Source organism: Ruegeria sp. CF4 (assembly GCF_056537345.1).
On record NZ_JBQFRJ010000001.1, the window covers coordinates 491,881 to 507,592 of the forward strand.

General features: G+C 59.8%; 15 protein-coding genes. 6 read left to right on the forward strand and 9 right to left on the reverse strand.

The genetic code is table 11. From position 1 onward, the window contains the following. Window positions 1-100 precede the first annotated feature (100 nt). Entirely contained in the window at window positions 101-1,291 is a 1,191-nt protein-coding gene (locus ACR0NF_RS02445; RefSeq protein WP_480777711.1) for a phosphoglycerate kinase, read from the reverse strand. A gap of 136 nt (window positions 1,292-1,427) precedes the next feature. Here ACR0NF_RS02445 and ACR0NF_RS02450 point away from each other — a divergent pair, with 136 nt between their 5' ends. Next, window positions 1,428-1,934 carry a peptidylprolyl isomerase gene (locus tag ACR0NF_RS02450; protein WP_480469487.1) on the forward strand — a complete coding sequence of 169 codons (507 nt, stop codon included), beginning with the start codon at window positions 1,428-1,430 and terminating at the stop codon, window positions 1,932-1,934. Continuing rightward, window positions 1,927-2,475 (forward strand): peptidylprolyl isomerase, encoded by a 549-nt coding sequence (locus ACR0NF_RS02455; protein ID WP_480777712.1) that lies wholly within the window; start codon window positions 1,927-1,929, stop codon window positions 2,473-2,475. The genes ACR0NF_RS02450 and ACR0NF_RS02455 overlap by 8 nt, the downstream gene beginning before the upstream one ends. Before the next feature lie 39 nt (window positions 2,476-2,514). On the opposite strand, the gene ACR0NF_RS02460 is transcribed toward ACR0NF_RS02455, so the two are convergent. The 7 genes from ACR0NF_RS02460 to ACR0NF_RS02490 all read right to left on the reverse strand — a co-directional run bounded on the left by ACR0NF_RS02460 (window position 2,515) and on the right by ACR0NF_RS02490 (window position 8,645). Continuing rightward, window positions 2,515-3,357 carry an alpha/beta fold hydrolase gene (locus tag ACR0NF_RS02460; protein ID WP_480777713.1) on the reverse strand — a complete coding sequence of 281 codons (843 nt, stop codon included), beginning with the start codon at window positions 3,355-3,357 and terminating at the stop codon, window positions 2,515-2,517. A 103-nt stretch (window positions 3,358-3,460) separates the two neighbouring features. Further along, window positions 3,461-4,150 (reverse strand): aquaporin Z, encoded by a 690-nt coding sequence (gene aqpZ, locus ACR0NF_RS02465; protein WP_480469490.1) that lies wholly within the window; start codon window positions 4,148-4,150, stop codon window positions 3,461-3,463. 444 nt (window positions 4,151-4,594) lie between these two features. After that, window positions 4,595-5,080, reverse strand: a complete 486-nt coding sequence (locus tag ACR0NF_RS02470) for an NAD-dependent epimerase/dehydratase family protein (protein ID WP_480777714.1) — start codon at window positions 5,078-5,080, stop codon at window positions 4,595-4,597. 208 nt (window positions 5,081-5,288) lie between these two features. Beyond that, window positions 5,289-5,789, reverse strand: a complete 501-nt coding sequence (locus ACR0NF_RS02475) for a bactofilin family protein (protein ID WP_480469492.1) — start codon at window positions 5,787-5,789, stop codon at window positions 5,289-5,291. Continuing rightward, a complete protein-coding gene (locus ACR0NF_RS02480; RefSeq protein WP_480777715.1) occupies window positions 5,779-7,104 on the reverse strand; it encodes a DUF5930 domain-containing protein in 1,326 nt (441 codons plus the stop codon). Before ACR0NF_RS02480 ends, ACR0NF_RS02475 begins: the two co-directional genes overlap by 11 nt. Before the next feature lie 178 nt (window positions 7,105-7,282). Next, the gene (locus ACR0NF_RS02485; protein WP_480658550.1) at window positions 7,283-8,101 is read right to left on the reverse strand and encodes a ferritin-like domain-containing protein; all 819 of its coding nucleotides are present in this window, start codon (window positions 8,099-8,101) and stop codon (window positions 7,283-7,285) included. A gap of 82 nt (window positions 8,102-8,183) precedes the next feature. Next, window positions 8,184-8,645 (reverse strand): peroxiredoxin, encoded by a 462-nt coding sequence (locus tag ACR0NF_RS02490; RefSeq protein ID WP_480469494.1) that lies wholly within the window; start codon window positions 8,643-8,645, stop codon window positions 8,184-8,186. Between the two features lie 69 nt (window positions 8,646-8,714). Between ACR0NF_RS02490 and ACR0NF_RS02495 the strand changes: the two genes are divergently transcribed. The 4 genes from ACR0NF_RS02495 to ACR0NF_RS02510 all read left to right on the forward strand — a co-directional run bounded on the left by ACR0NF_RS02495 (window position 8,715) and on the right by ACR0NF_RS02510 (window position 15,261). Further along, on the forward strand, window positions 8,715-12,098 hold the full coding sequence (locus ACR0NF_RS02495) for a YhdP family protein (protein ID WP_480777716.1): 3,384 nt from the start codon (window positions 8,715-8,717) through the stop codon (window positions 12,096-12,098). Window positions 12,099-12,143: 45 nt separating this feature from the next. Then, window positions 12,144-13,190, forward strand: a complete 1,047-nt coding sequence (gene queA / locus ACR0NF_RS02500; protein ID WP_480777717.1) for a tRNA preQ1(34) S-adenosylmethionine ribosyltransferase-isomerase QueA — start codon at window positions 12,144-12,146, stop codon at window positions 13,188-13,190. Between the two features lie 107 nt (window positions 13,191-13,297). Next, a complete protein-coding gene (locus tag ACR0NF_RS02505; protein ID WP_480469497.1) occupies window positions 13,298-14,572 on the forward strand; it encodes an MFS transporter in 1,275 nt (424 codons plus the stop codon). 107 nt (window positions 14,573-14,679) lie between these two features. Next, complete coding sequence (locus tag ACR0NF_RS02510; protein ID WP_480469498.1) at window positions 14,680-15,261, forward strand: DUF924 family protein; 582 nt, start codon at window positions 14,680-14,682, stop codon at window positions 15,259-15,261. On the opposite strand, the gene ACR0NF_RS02515 is transcribed toward ACR0NF_RS02510, so the two are convergent. Further along, a complete protein-coding gene (locus ACR0NF_RS02515; RefSeq protein WP_480469499.1) occupies window positions 15,258-15,692 on the reverse strand; it encodes a hypothetical protein in 435 nt (144 codons plus the stop codon). The genes ACR0NF_RS02510 and ACR0NF_RS02515 overlap by 4 nt on opposite strands. Window positions 15,693-15,712: the final 20 nt, after the last annotated feature.

A 15,712-nucleotide genomic window follows, 5' to 3' on the forward strand; every position in this document is an offset into this window, starting at 1 on the left:
AGAAACGCACCCTTTGCGGATGTCTGAACGCACTATGTCACAGGTGATTCGCCTTGTGAATCCCCTGTGACGAAAAAGCTGAGGCCTGAGCTTTGGGCGCTTATTGATCCAGTGCTGCCACGCCCGGCAAGGTCTTGCCTTCCATCCATTCCAGGAAGGCGCCGCCAGCGGTGGAGATATACGAGAAATCGGTCGCCGCGCCGGAGGCGTTCAGCGCTGCGACCGTGTCGCCTCCGCCAGCGACCGAGGTCAGTTTACCGTCGCGGGTCAACGCTGCGGCTTTCAGGGCAGCGGCGTTGGTGGCCGCGTCGAACGGGGTGAGCTCGAACGCGCCAAGGGGGCCGTTCCAGATCAGGGTCTGGCTATTTTCCAACACTTCGGACACTGCGACGACGCTTTCGGGGCCTGCGTCCAGGATCATGGCGTTCGAGGGGCATTGATCAGCGGGCAGGACCTGATGCGGCGCGTTGGCCTCGAATGCCTCGGCCACGACGATGTCACGCGGCAACACAATGGTGCAGCCTGCGGTTTCGGCCTTGCTCAGGATTTCGGCGGCTGTATCGGTCATCGTGTGTTCTGCAAGGGACTTGCCGACGTCGACGCCTTTGGCCACCAGGAAGGTATTCGCCATGCCACCGCCAATAACCAGGTAATCAACCTTCTCGATCAAGTTGCCCAGCAGGTCCAGTTTGGTCGACACTTTTGCGCCCCCGACAACTGCGGTGACAGGCCGCTTGGGCGCGCCCAGAGCGGCCTCAAGGGCGCTCAGCTCCTGTTGCATCAGGCGACCGGCGCAGGCGGGCAGCAGGCGGGCAAGCGCCTCGGTCGAGCTATGGGCGCGGTGCGCGGCTGAGAAGGCATCGTTGCAATAGATATCGCCCAGCTTCGCCATGCCTTCGGCCAGGGCGAAGCTGTTCTTAGTCTCTTCGGCATGGAAGCGAGTGTTTTCCAGCAGAAGAACTTCTCCGTCATCCAGTGATGCGGCAGCGGCTTCTGCTTCTGGCCCGACGCAATCATCGGCAAAACGAACCGGCGTGCCGAATGCGGCCTCAAGGGTGGGAACCAGTTGTTTCAAAGACATCTCGGCAACGCGTTCGCCCTTGGGGCGTCCGAAGTGCGCCAGCAGGATCGGCTTGCCACCTGCGGCGAGGATGTCGCGTACGGTGGGCACGATGCGCTGGATACGCGTGTCATCCGTGACTGCGCCATCTGCGACGGGAACATTGATATCCACGCGCACCAGAACCCGTTTGCCGTTCAGATCCATATCGTCCAGAGATTTCCAGCCCATCGCGCTTGTCCTTGCCCATTGCATCCAGTGTCAGGCGGTTCTTTTCCTGCATTTTGCCCTCAGGTCAATGCGTCACTTGGCATTCGTGCGCCCGCGTCATAGGTATTTGCGCAAGTTTCAAAGACAGGAGGGCCACATGGCCGAGATCAAAGACCCCGAAAACACAATCATCGTCGAGCTGAAAGACGGCAATGTCGTCATCGAGCTCTTGCCTGATGTGGCCCCTCAGCATTCGGCCCGCATGAAAGAGCTGGCCCGTGGTGGTGAATATGACAACGTTGCTTTCCATCGCGTGATCGACGGGTTCATGGCACAGACTGGCGACGTGCAGCATGGCGACATGGAAGACGGGTTCAACCTGCGCATGGCGGGCACCGGTGGTTCGTCTCTGCCCAACGTTCCGGCTGAGTTCTCGAAACTGCCCCATGATCGCGGAACGCTGGGCGCCGCGCGCTCGGCCAACCCGGATTCGGCCAACTCTCAGTTCTTCATTAACTTCAAGGACAATCACTTCCTGAACGGCCAGTACACCGTCTATGGCCGCGTCATCGAAGGGATGGAACATGTGGACGCCATCACCCGTGGCGAGCCGCCTGCAAGCCCTGACCGCATGATCAGCGTCAAGGTGGCCGCCGATGTATAAGCTGGCCGCCGCGTTTGCACTGCTGGCCAGCCCGGCGCTGGCCACCGGTCTTGAAATCGAAATCGAAGGTGAAGGGGCCAATGGCACCATCACCGTTGATCTGTTCGAAGACCTGGCACCTAAACACGTTGAACAGATCACCGCCCTGGCTGCTGCCGGTCAGTATGATGGCGTGGTGTTTCACCGCGTTATCGACGGCTTCATGGCGCAGACCGGCGATGTCGAATTTGGCCGTATCGGTGGCGACATGCGTCGCGCGGGTACCGGCGGTTCGGATCGTCCCGATCTGCCTGCCGAGTTTTCGGACTATAACTATGATCGCGGCGTTGTCGGCATGGCGCGCGCGCAGGATCCCGACAGCGCGAACTCGCAATTCTTCATCATGTTCGAGCCTGGCCCGTTCCTGAACGGCCAGTATACAGTTGTCGGTCAGGTGACAGATGGCATGGATGTGGTTGATGCGATCAAGCGGGGCGATGGCCCGAATGGCGCTGTCATCGGTCAGCCTGATGCGATGAAAAAAGTCACCGTTACGGAATAAGAAATAAGCCCGGCGCTGGTTGCGGCGCCGGGCTTTGGACTATTGATCAATAAAGTCCCGGATTGCCTTGGTATATCCTTCCGCGTCCTGAAAAGACGCAAAATGACTCACATCTTCCAGAATCAGAAGATCGGCACCGGGGATAGCCTCGGAGATAGCCTTTGAATGTTCGGTCAGGATCGCTTCGTCATGTGCGCTTTGCACGACCAGCGTGGGGACCGTAACCGATGCCAACCCTTCAAGGCCGCCGGGCTTTTCCGTCGCCCACATGGCCGCGACTCCACCCAGAAACGCTTCGAACCCATCCGGGGTAGGTGACATCTGGGCATAATCCTCTGCCATCATGCCGACATAGGTGCCGAAAACTGCGTTGGTTTCGACCGACGGGTCGATACCGTCCAGCGTGACGTTGCCCGCATGGGCGAAGTGGCTGGCCAACCGATCCGGTGCGGTGGTCGAAATCGTATAGCCGATATTGGCGCCGTCCGACCAACCGACAAGATGGACCTGATTGATGGCCAAATGATCCAGCAGAGCCAGATAATCCTGCGCCAGAAGATCATAGGCATAGGTGCTGCCGTCGTTGGTCGAGCGTCCGTGCCCGCGTGTATCCGCAACGATGACAGAGTGGTCCTGCGCGAGGTCCGCCACCTGCGCTGCCCAGATATCCCCATGCGCGAGGCCGCCATGGATCATCAGGATGGGGATGCCGTCGCTCTCTCCATAGGTGGCGTAATACATGTCGATGCCGTTAACCTCGGCGGTGCCGGAGGTTGCGGCTTTGGGCATGGCCGGGGCCTGCGGAATGGTCAACCATTGCTCGTTGGCCCAGCTGGCCGAAGCCAAGCAGCCCAGAAACGCCGTTGTGATGAGCTTGTTCATTGCGTCCTCCCAAATCTATGGCGCGACGCTGGATACCGCCGCCCTGTCGCGCGATGGTATCGCGATTTTCAGGGCGGCGGGTAGAATTTATCTGACGTCCAAGTCAGTCGTCGGTTGTCATAACCTTCCAGATCAGCGCGCCAATCGCGCCACCGATCAATGGTGCCACCCAGAACAGCCAAAGCTGCGCCAGCGCCGGACCATCGGCAAACAGCGCCACGCCGGTTGAGCGGGCGGGGTTTACAGATGTGTTGGTCACCGGGATCGAGATCAGGTGGATCAGTGTCAGCCCCAATCCGATTGCTATCGGGGCGAATCCGGCGGGGGCTCCGCTGGAGGTCGCGCCCAGGATGATCACGATGAAAAACGCCGTGAGGACGATTTCGATCACCAGGGCAGACATCATCGAATACCCTTCTGGTGACGCCTCGCCATATCCGTTGGAGGCAAAGCCGCCCACACCCTCAAACCCCGGCGCGCCACTGACGATCAGATAGAGAACGGCTGCCGCAACGATGGCGCCGATTACCTGAGCGATCCAATAGGGGATCAGATCCTTGGCGTCGAACCGCCCGCCGATCATCAGCCCGAGGCTGACCGCCGGGTTGAAGTGCCCGCCCGAGATATGACCGACAGCGTAGGCCATGGTCAGTACGGTCAGGCCAAAGGCGAAGGATACGCCCAGCCAGCCGATGCCCACATCGGCCACACCCGCGGCCAGCACCGCGCTGCCGCAACCGCCCAGCACCAGCCAGAACGTGCCGAAGAATTCGGCCATGAGTTTTGATGACATGGAATCTCCTCCGAAAAACAATGGCTTTAAGGGTAATTCAAAAAATACTTTTTGTGAAATTGTGAATGGTCGGGGAATTCCGGCTAAGATACGTCAGATTGGAGGCGTTGTTGCGGAGCTTGGTTCCGTGTCCGGTTGATCAAGAATGTTTGTTCTGCGTCCTTTTCGACCGGTTCTGCATCGCGACCGAACGTCGATATTAGGCAGAGGGTATCGGGAAGGTCGAAAATGCGTCATCCTGTGGCGCGTATCCCAGAACTTTGCAGGTTTCGGTCAAATCTAGCCGTTTGAAACGATTGTTTGAGATTCCGTGTGCAATGAAACTCCCGTTAATCTCAGCTAGAATTGCTCGATCAATCAGGTGAGTTGCATCACGATGGCTAAGCCAAGCGCTGAGATCGCGCTTGGTTTCAAGCGGCGGGCCGTCAGCAGGCTCGAACGCCCCTATTCGCAAGGAAACGCAGGACATACCGAAGCGCGTTGCGTAGAGTGAACACAGAGCTTCCCCATAACACTTGGAGACACCGTAGAGATTGGCCGGAGCGACGGCCATCCCGGCACAATCTGCCGGTCTACAGGGTATCCTTCGATAGTTTGCGCGCTGCTGGCATAGACGAAGCGACTGACCTTTGCCTTACGAGCGGATTCAATCAAATAGGTTGTCGCCAAGATATTGGCGGGCAGCACATCGTCAAATTCAGCGTCTGGGTCTGGCACGCCAGCAAGATGCACAACCGCGTCCACGCCCTGGCACAATGCGTCAGCGGCATTTACATCAGAAAGATCAGATTGCACAAAGCGATGCGGACCCGGGACCGGTTGCGTAGGCTCCTTCATATCAGTCAGCACAAACTCATAGCGCTCCTGATACGCGGTAAAGAATGCCTGGCCGATCCGACCGGATGATCCAGTAACCAAAACCTTCCGCATTGTTTGTTCCCTCTAGCTTTACGAAACGGCTGCTAGTCCTAAAGAAGTGGCTGGCCAAAGGAAAGTGGACTTTCAGTAGAGCGGCCTCTTCGGCCTTTTTGTCCACATTGTGATCATTGCCAGGCTTAGGCGAACACCCACAAAACAAAAAAACGCCGCAGGTAGTCCTGCGGCGCCAATTGATTTTGCTACTTCGTTGACCGGAGCGTTACTGCTTCACTTCCGCCGCCGGATTGGCACCGGATTTGCCACTGCGGCCCGGGTTCAGCGGGTCGTCTTGACGCTGTACGGAGCCTTCGAAATGCGCGCCGCTTTCGATGGCGATGGTCTTGTGGATGATGTCGCCTTCGACACGTGCGGTCGAGGTCAGGCGGACCTTCAGGCCACGCACGCGGCCCACGATACGACCATTGACCACGACGTCATCTGCGGTGACTTCGCCCTTGATGGTGGCGGTTTCGCCGATGGTCAGCAGGTGGGCGCGGATGTCGCCTTCGACAGTGCCCTCAACCTGGATATCGCCCGAGGTCTTCAGGTTACCGGTGATGTGCAGATCCGACGACAGGACCGATGCAGGTGGCTTGGCCTTGGGCGGGGTGCTGGCCTTGGTTTCAGCCGGTGCGGGCGCCGCCGGGGTGGCCGGTGCGGCCGGTTTTGCTGCCTCAGTCTCTTTCGATCCGGGCTCGTTGATTTTGCTCTTAGAAAACATTTCTCGCAGCCTTGATGTAAGTCATTGGGTTTACAGGTTTTCCGTTCACGCGCACCTCATAGTGCAGGTGTGTGCCGGTCGACCGTCCGGTGCTACCCATATCAGCAATATGATCCCCGCGCGAGACCCTTTGACCAACCTTTACGCGTAACTTGGTGTTATGAGCGTAAAGTGTCTCAATCCCGAACGCGTGCCTGATCTTGACCAGCCGTCCAAAGCCCGATTGCCAGCCCGCGTGGGTGACGACTCCGTCAGCGGTCGCGAAGATATCAGTGCCCTGCGGACCCGCGAAATCTGCGCCGTTATGCATACGGCGTCCACCGGTCTTGGGGTCGCGACGGGTGCCGTAGCCGCTGGTGAAGCGAACTGCGGCGCGCACCGGGCTGGCGAAGGGGGCCTTTTCGGCAGCGATGCGATAGAGATTCAGCTGGTCCATCTGTTCCAGTAGGATATTGGCGCGGATCTGGTCGGGGGTCAGTTCCTCACCGCGTGTGCTCAGGGATAAAGGGGTCAGCGGACCGCCCATACCGCTATATCCGCGCCGGACCTCTTCGAGGATACGATCTGTTGGCATACCTGCGCTGCGGAACATCTTGTCCAGCGGTTCGACCGAGATCAACATGGCCTCTTCCAACTGGCGGAAGATCTCGTCGCTGCGTTCCTGCATGAGGCGAATTTCAAGCTCAAGCTCATCCTTTTGATCCAGAGCTCCCTGTGCGTCGGCAGCGATCTGGTCGCGTTGCGCTGCAGTGCGCGCCAATGCGTCGGTCATGAATGCCATCTGGGCCGGATTGGCCGAAGCCATCACATAAGCTGCATCTCCATTGGCGCTTTGCTGCAGATCCGCCAATTCGATGCGGGCCTCTTCACGCTGCTTCATGGTGGCGCGCAGGGTGGTCTGGATAACCTCGATTCCCGTTTCCAGCTCGCGACGGCGATTTTCCGATTCCAGCAATTCGGATTGCATGGCCGAGACCTGCTCAAGCGCTGCATTGAAGCGCTCATGGGCGGCCAACGCCTCTGCTGCGCGGGCGTCCCGTTCCGATGACAGGATGTTCAGGCGTTCCTGATAAGTGGCCTGATCGCGCTTGGCCTGCTCGCGGAAATTGCCTGATCCGATGCTGTCCATCAGCAGGATCGAGGTGGCAATCGCGGTCCAGGCGACCATGATGCCGACCCCTGTCACGGCCGCGATCTGAGTCTCAGAGCTCAGCCGAATGAACCGTGTGTCATTGTCGGATTTCAGAAATACCCGGCGTTCAGGAAAGTGCCGCTCGAGCAGCGAGTGTAGTTTGATTGCCAGACGTGTCCGCACGCGTCCTACCTCAGTTGTCCCCATATCCCGGAGCCGATCGTGAGTGAGTAGCCGCTCCTTGGGGCGATTGCATAATGCGGACGGATCATTCGGGCAAGTTTGTTAACCAATTCACAGCCCGAACCGGGGGTTTCCCGCAGGCGATCGGCGGGAATTTGCCTAAACCGGGCGTTTGCGGTCAGTCTGCCACACCTCCGGGCGGTGGCAGATCTTCGGTCAGAGGCCAATAGAAATCGGGCGGTAGGCCGGCCTCGGCGCGTTTCTCTTCGTTGAAGGGAGGCTTCAGTGCGCCATGGAAATAGCGGCGGACGAGGTTGTGAAATACATCTTTGGGGTCGGCGTTTTCACGTCCGCACAGGAAGTGGAACCATTTCGAGCCATAGGCGACGTGGCCGACCTCTTCGGCATAGATCACTTCGAGCGCGGCGACAGCGTCATCAGCTTTGGCTTTGCGGAAGATGTCGATCATGCCCGGGGTTACGTCCAGCCCGCGCGCCTCGAGCACCATGGGCACTACGGCGAGGCGGCCCATCAGATCGTGGGCGGTGTCTTCGGCGGCGCGCCACATGCCCGCATGGGCGGGCAAGGCGCCGTAATGGCTGTCCATCTGCTCAAGGCAATCGCAGACCATCTCGAAGTGGCGCGATTCTTCTTCGGCGCATTTTACCCAGTCGTCGTAGAAACCGATGGGCATCGGGACATGGCCGAACCGGGCGATGATGTCCCAATGCAGGTCCACCGCGTTCAACTCAATATGCGCGACGGCGTGCAACAGCGCGATCCGTCCTGCCTCGGACCCCGGTCTGCGGCGCGGCACATCGCGGGGTGACAGGAGTTCGGGCTTATCCGGACGCGCGGGCGACAAGGGCGGTTCTGCCGTGCCGATCTCGATTCCCGGCGTTTCGCCGTTGCGGGCGGCAAACCACGCGGCGGCATGGCGTTTGGACAATGCGGTCTTTGCGCGCCCGTCTGCTGTGGTCAGAACCTCGGTCGCCATTTCGGTCAGTGTTTTCGCCACGGTCGCCCCCTGCGCTGCATCGCGCGGGGCATACCCCGTATGTCCGCGCGGGTCGAGAGGGTCAGAGCGCCTGCACAGCCTCCAGCACTTCGTCGACATGGCCGGGCACTTTCACCTTGCGCCAGACGCGCGCGATCTTGCCTTCGGCATCGATCAGAAAGGTCGAGCGTTCGATGCCCATGGATTTCCGGCCGTACATGTTCTTTTCGACCCAGACGCCATAATCCTCGCACACGGTCTGGCCTTCGTCAGACAATAGCGGCGTCGTCAGCCCGTGTTTGGCGACAAACTTGTCATGCTTGGCGACGGTATCACGCGAGATACCGAAAACGTTAGCGCCTGCGTCACTAAATGCTTGAAGCTGTTCCGAGAAACCGATGGATTCCTTGGTGCAGCCCGGCGTATCATCGCGGGGGTAGAAAAACAGAACGACGGCGCGGCCACGCTGTTCCGACAGGGTCACTTCTCCGCCGCCGTCGCGAGGCAGCGTAAAGTCTGGGGCGATGTCTGAAACGTCGGGCATATGAAAACTCCGGCTGAGAAAATTAACGGTTGGCTCATATCATAGGGCGCCGCGAGCAGGTTGAAAGGCGTGGAACGCAAATTGGTCCAGCAAGATCAGCAGGATGAGACTGAGAGCGGCAAGAAGCCGCGTCGCCGGTCGCGTCGGCGGACGGCTGGCCTGTGGGCTATGCGCGGCGTCTTTGTTCTGGTGTTTCTGGGGCTGGTGACCGGATTCATGGTGGTCGGGCAGCGGATGCATGCTCCGGCCTGGGTGCGCGACCGCGTCGAAGCACGGCTGGACAAGGCATTGGGCGGCGTGCAGGTCCGGTTCGGCGACGTAAGTTTCATCATTCATGAGGGGTGGCGGCCGCGTCTGCGCCTGACGGATGTGCGCATCAGTGATGCGGCCGGGCAACAGATAGCCGAGGTGTCGGACCTACGCGCCAGCCTAGCGATGCGGCCTTTGTTGCGGGGCCATGTTCGGCCCAAGCGGATCATCCTGCAGGGCGCGCAGATTGCACTGACACGAGGCGAAGATGGTGCGCTATCTCTGACCGTGGGCACCGGCAGCGCGCCGGTTGGCGAGGCGCCGAACCTTGCGCAGTTGATCGAGGCCTCGGATGAGGTGTTTCGATCCCCCGCGCTGTCGGCGCTGACCTCGGTTCGGCTGGATTCGATCACTCTGGACTATCGTGACCTGCGGCTGGGTCGCTCGTGGGTGCTGGATGGCGGCCATATTCAAGCCACCCGCAGTGCGCGCGAGGTACGGCTCGCCACCGGTTTCTCGGTACTGGCCGGGCGCGATTATGTAAGCGGGATTGAGGCGAACTATACTAGTTCACTGGACAGTGCAGCGGCGCAGTTCGGTATCTCGATCACCGATCTGCCTGCCGAAGATATTGCCGGACACAGCCCCGCGCTGGCCTGGATGCAGGTGTTGCGCACGCCGATCTCGGGCGCCTTACGCGGGAGTGTCGATGCCGATGGCGCGCTCGGGCCGGTCTTTGCCACACTGAATCTTGGAGAAGGGGCGGTGCAGCCAACGCCCGAGACCCGCCCGGTCCGGTTCGATTCGGCGCGTACCTATTTCACCTATAACCCGCAGCAGGAAGTGCTGGACTTCAACGAAATCTCCATCCACTCCGCCTGGGGCGAAGTCCATGCCGAGGGTAAGGCGTTTCTTGAAGGGGTCGAGGCCGGGCGTCTCGACAGTATGGCCGGGCAGTTCCGGCTGAGCGGGATCGAGGTCAACCCGGCAAACCTGTTCCCCGAAGCGCTGAACCTAAAGCGCGCGGATGTTGATTTTCAGATGAAACTTGCGCCCTTCCGGATGCGCGTGGGGCAGATGACGGTCGAGGATGGCGCGCATCGTCTGCGGCTCAACGGTGCGCTGGCCGGGTTGTCCGACGGATGGTTGGCCGAGGTTGACGCGCAAATCGACCAGATGAACTCGGACCAGTTGCTGAACTATTGGCCCGAGCGTCTGGCCCCCAAGCCGCGCCTTTGGGTGACCGAAAACCTGCATTACGGAGAAATGTCGGATCTTGACTTCGCCTTGCGCCTGCGCCCCGGCGAAAAGCCTGACATCTACGCGGATTTCGAGTTTGAAAACACCAGTCTGAGATTTGCGAAAACGCTGCCCCCGGTACAAGACGCGCAAGGACAGGCCAGCCTGTTGAATCGGCGGTTTACCGTGACCGCGCAAAAAGGTGTGGTGGTTGCCGATCAAGGGGGGCAGGTAGATGCCGCTGGCACCTCTTTCATCATTCCCGATACCGGCATTAGGAAATCGACCCCGGGTATCGCGCGGATACAGGCGCGTGGCAGCGTCACGGCGGCACTGTCTTTGCTGGACCGCCCTCCGTTGTCGCTGCTGACCAAGGCCAATCTGCCAGTCGATCTTGCCGATGGACAGGTCAGTCTTGACGGCACGCTGTCTCTGCCGCTGATCAAGGGGCTGACGTTGGAGGATACGCGGTTTCATTTCGACGGCACTCTGGCGGATCTCGACAGTGATAAACTTGTGCCGGGGTTCGAGGTCAGTGCGGATCGGTTGAACCTGTCCGGAGATCAGACCGGGGTCTTGATTGACGGACAGGGTCTCTTTGGTGTGGTGCCGGTCACGGCCCTTTGGCAGCAACCTATCGGAGGGGATAAGGCGCAGCGCAGCACGCTGAGCGGGCAGATCGAGCTTTCGCCTCGTCTGATGGATCAGATCAACGCCGGTTTGCCGCGCGGCATGCTGACGGGGCAGGGGGTGGCGGATTTCTCGTTGGGCATAGGGGCAGGCGATCCTCTCAAACTAACGGCGCAATCCGATCTGGTGGGTGTCACACTTGCGATCCCCGAACTTGGCTGGCGCAAGGCGGCGGCGACCAGCGGCTCTTTGACAGCCGAGGCAACGCTGGGCGCAAATCTGAGTGTCGATTCCCTGCGGATCAATGCCGCTGGGTTGCGAAGCGCGGCCTCGATTTCATTCCATGATGGGGCTTTTGATCGGGTCCGGTTCAGTTCGTTCGAGATCGGAGATTGGCTGGCCGTTCCTGCCGAGCTGATCGGACGTGGGGCCGCGCTGCCTGATATTCGGGTCCTGGGGGGCGTGCTGAATCTGGGCAAATCGACCTTGGGCGAAGGCGGCGGCGAGGGGGGCGCTGGCGGGCCGGGGCCGAAGATGGATGTCACGCTGGACAGGTTGCAGGTAACCGAAACGGTTGCACTGACAGGGTTGACCGGTTCGTTCCAGACCACCGGAGGGCTGACCGGTGCCTTTGCCGCGCAAGTGAATGGTGGTGCGCCGATCAGGGGGCAGGTGTCTCCGCGTGGCGGTCGCAGTGCAGTTAGCCTGACCTCTGAGGATGCAGGTGCCGTGATGCGGTCCGCGGGTCTTATCACTCAGGCGCGCGGCGGCAACCTGCAGGTGCAGCTCGACCCGATTGCCGAGCCCGGAAACTATGATGTGGACCTGCGAATCGAGAATACGCGGATCAAGGATGCCCCTGCGATGGCGGCCCTGCTGAATGCGATCAGCCTGGTTGGCTTGCTGGACGAAATGGCGGGGCAAGGGATCTTCTTTTCCGCGATCGAAAGCACGATGCGCCTCACGCCGACCGAGGTGAAGGTTTTAAGTGGCAGTGCCGTCGGCCCGTCGATGGGCCTGTCCTTCGATGGCACCGTCGACACTGTCGCCGGGAGGCTGAACCTGCGCGGTGCGATTTCTCCGATATATCTGTTGAACGCGATTGGAAGTGTTTTGACCCGGAAAGGGGAGGGTGTGTTTGCGTTCAACTACACACTGACCGGGCCGCTGGCCAATCCGAAGGTGTCGGTGAACCCGTTGTCAGGCCTTGCCCCGCTGTTTCTGCGCAACCTATTGCGGCAGCCTGCGCCAACCGTCTCGGATGGTCCGAACGCAACGCCCGACCGATCCGAGCGCCCGCATCCCGCCTTCCAGTCGCGCGGCGAAGATCGCTGATCTCAGTAGTGGCCGAATCTTTAGCGGCATTGTATTGGCGCGGCCATGAAACTCAGCGATTTCGACTTCCACCTGCCTGAACACCTGATTGCCACGCGGCCTGCCAGCCCGCGATCCTCGGCGCGACTGCTGGTGGCGCAGGGTGATGGCATCCGCGACCGGCATGTGTTCGACCTGCCTGATCTGTTGCAGCCCGGCGACCGTCTGGTGCTGAACGACACCCGTGTCATCCCGGCGCGGCTCAACGGGCGACGTCACCGTGACAGCGCGCAAGGTCCGGTCTCGGCCGCAATCGAAGCGACCTTGCTTGAGCCGCAGGCCGATGGCAGCTGGACCGCGCTGGTAAAACCGCTGAAGAAGGTCAAACCGGGAGAAGAGATCGTATTCTCCGATGACCTGAGCGCCACCTTGGAACGGGTCGCCGACGGGCAGGCCTATCTGCGGTTTAATCTGACAGGTGAGGATTTCGACAAAGCGCTGGAACAGGCCGGAGCGATGCCGCTGCCGCCATACATTGCAGCCAAGCGTGCGGCGGATGAGCAAGACAAGACCGACTACCAAACGGTCTGGGCACGCCATTCCGGGGCGGTTGCGGCACCGACCGCCTCGCTGCATTTTGATGATCCTTTGTTGCAGGCCCTCACCGCGCGTGGGGTGGAGTTCACCCATGTCACCCTGCATGTTGGCGCTGGTACGTTTCTGCCTGTGAAGGTCGAGGATGTTACAACGCACAAGATGCATGCCGAATGGGGGTGCGTCAGCCCTCAGGCCGCTGCCGAGATCGCCGCGACCAAGGCCGCAGGCGGGCGCGTCATTCCGGTGGGCACGACCGCGCTGCGCCTGATTGAAAGCGCAGCAAGGGGCGGAGAGATCACCCCATGGGAAGGTGAGACCGACATCTTCATCTATCCCGGCTTCCAGTTTCATGCCGCCGATGCTTTGATGACCAATTTTCACCTGCCGAAATCTACGCTGCTGATGCTGGTCTCGGCGCTGATGGGGCAGGACCGGGTGCGTACGATCTATGACCATGCAATCGCGGGGGAATATCGGTTCTTCTCGTATGGCGATGCATCATTGTTGATCCCCTGAGGCGCGGATTTTCGGTTAGCGTCCTCACAATGTCGTAGACAAGCGCGACGCAGGCTGTAAGTGGGCATCAGGTAAACTGAAACTACTTTGGCATTTGGATAGGCAGCATGCTTCAGGTTCTTTCCAGCGCTTGGGCGCTTCTTCTTGGAATGGGATTGCTGATGATCGGCAATGGCCTGCAGGGCACGTTGCTGGGTGTGCGGGGCGATATTGAGGGGTTCTCGACCCTTGAGATGTCGTTCGTGATGTCTGCTTATTTCGTGGGCTTCCTTGGCGGTTCGCGCCTTGCGCCCGAGATGATCCGGCGGGTGGGGCATGTCCGCGTGTTTGCGGCGCTGGCCTCGTTCATCTCGGCTGTGATGATCATGTATCCGATGCTGACGGACCCGATTGCCTGGTCTCTGGGCCGGGTGGTGATCGGGTTCTGTTTCTCGGGCGTGTACGTGACCGCAGAGAGCTGGTTGAACAATGCGGCCAGCAACGAAAACCGGGGGCAGGCGCTGTCTCTGTATATGATCGTGCAGATGGCGGGTGTGGTCAGTGCGCAGGCTTTGCTGCTGGTCGGAGATCCCGCGGGGTATGAGACTTTCGTGATCGCATCGATCCTAGTTTCGGTCTCGTTTGCCCCGATTCTGCTGTCGATCTCGCCGACACCGGCTTTTGAGACCACCAAACCAATGACATTGCGCAAACTGATGGAGACATCACCACTGGGTTGTGTGGGGATGTTCCTGCTGGGCGGCGTGTTTTCGGCCCAGTTCGGGATGAGCGCGGTCTACGGCGCGCAAGCAGACCTGTCGCTGGTCGAGATTTCGACTTTTGTTGCGGCGTTTTACATCGGCGCGGTTGTGCTGCAGTATCCGATCGGTTGGATATCGGACCGTGCGGACCGGCGTATCCTGATCATGTTGGTGGCAGCCGTTGGCGGCGTCGGGGCCTTGATCGGCATGTTTTTCGGGGCAGGATCATTCCCGATCCTGCTGCTCTCAGCGTTTGCGATCGGGGGCATGACAAGCCCGCTCTACTCGCTGTTGATCGCCTATACGAACGATTATCTGGAGTATGATGACATGTCCGCCGCCTCTGGCGGGCTGATTTTCATCAACGGTCTGGGCGCCATTGCAGGCCCGGTCATCACGGGTTGGTTGATGGGCGTTGGCCTGCTTGGCCCTGCCGGGTTCTTCCTGTTCATCGCGGCGCTGATGTTCGCCATGGCGATCTACGGTGCCTACCGTATGACTCAGCGCGCTTACGTGCCCGTGGATGAGACCGGAGCCATCGCGCCGATTTACCCGACCTCATCCCCGGTTGCGCTTGAAGTTGCACAGGAAGTTGTCATCGAAGCGGCCCAGGAAGAGCAGGATACGCAAGAACCTGCCTGACGCCGGATTTGTGACTTTTGTGTTGCAATATGTTACTGTCACAAATCTGTAAAAGAGATTTAAATGACGCTACGTCCCTGGGGAGGACAATTACGGAGTTTAGGGCAATGGTTGCTCCTGAAAAAGTATTGAGTTTTTGGTTGGATGAGGTTGGGCCCAAGGGCTGGTACCTGCAGGATGAGGCGCTGGACGAGCAGATCCGCGACAAGTTTCTGTCAACTTGGAAGGCCGCGTGCGAGGGAAAATTCTCGCTCTGGCTGACCTATCCCAGCGGTGCGCTGGCTTATATTATCCTTATGGATCAATTCCCTCGCAACATGTTCCGCGGCAGCGCCAAGGCGTTTTCATCGGATCGTGCAGCGTTGGCGGCTGCGAAATGTGCGGTCGACAAGGGATGGGACATGAAGATTGACGAGCCGGCGCGGCAGTTCTTTTACCTGCCGATGATGCATTCGGAAAATCTGTGTGATCAGGAGCGCTGCGTGCGTCTGATGCACGAGCGGATGCCGCAGGCCGGCGAAGGAAATCTTCTGCACGCTCGGGCGCATCGCGAAGTGATCCGCAAGTTCGGTCGTTTCCCGTATCGAAACGATGCACTGGATCGCAGCACAACTGAACACGAAGCCGCATATGTCAGCAACGGTGGCTATGGCAGCACCGTTCGTGAGTTGCAGGCAGCTGCGACCTAGGTTGCGGGCGTGCACCCTCTGACCGACTGAAGGCCGTGGGTCACGCTATCCACCGTGGTGGTAATGGCGTGATCGATCAGATCTTCAGGAGAGTCCACCAGGCCCGCCAGTCGGGCCTGTGTTTTTTCCAGACCTTTCTCCAACCCGTTCAACCGCTGCAGTGCTGCATTCAGTTGTCGTGCCGTTGCAGGATCAGATGCATCATCCTGCGCGCGAATTGCAGCCATGTCGCTGCGCAACGCCGCAAGCTCTCCGCGAAGGCCCTGCGCCTGATCTCGTAACGGTGTCACCAACTGCAGGTTTTCTGCAAAACCGGTTCGGATATTGTCGACCGACTGCGCCAGCTTCCAACCCAAGAACAGGCACAGGGCCAGCAGGATCAGGGTGGCGTTCAAAAGGGCAAGCAAAAGATCTTTGAGTGTTTTTGCCATCATGGCCTCTCTCAAATACA